Origin of the sequence: Proteiniphilum sp. UBA1028, assembly GCF_002316955.1 — a bacterium.
Classification (GTDB): Bacteria; Bacteroidota; Bacteroidia; order Bacteroidales; family Dysgonomonadaceae; genus Proteiniphilum.
On the sequence record NZ_DCEN01000044.1, the window covers coordinates 1 to 357 of the forward strand.

Sequence of the window (357 nt, forward strand, 5' to 3'; positions counted from 1 at the left end):
CTGTGGAAACTATTTATGGGGGCCCCGGAGATTCAGGAGGGATTGAAAAAACTGGGATTCACGGTTGAAGAGAGATAAAAGATGCAAGACAAAAGACAAAAGACAAAAGATATGAAGAAAATTTTAATTCCCACTGCATGTTTGCTGGCAGTATTTGCGCTTGTATCCTGCGGATCACCCTCAGGCAACATTCAGAAGTCAGGCAAGTGGCAGAGTTATAGCCGAAACAAGCAGATAGAAAGGCGGGTGGATTCCGTACTGAAACTGATGACGCTCGAAGAGAAAATCGGCCAGATGACCCAGTTCTCCGCCAACTGGTCGATCACCGGCCCGGTAATGTCCGATGATTTTCAACCC

The 357-nt window shown here is 46.8% G+C and carries 1 pseudogene; it reads left to right on the forward strand.

Annotated elements, in window-relative coordinates:
* Positions 1-111: 111 nt before the first annotated feature.
* Positions 112-357: pseudogene (locus B3Z75_RS07645) on the forward strand (glycosyl hydrolase); the annotation flags it as partial.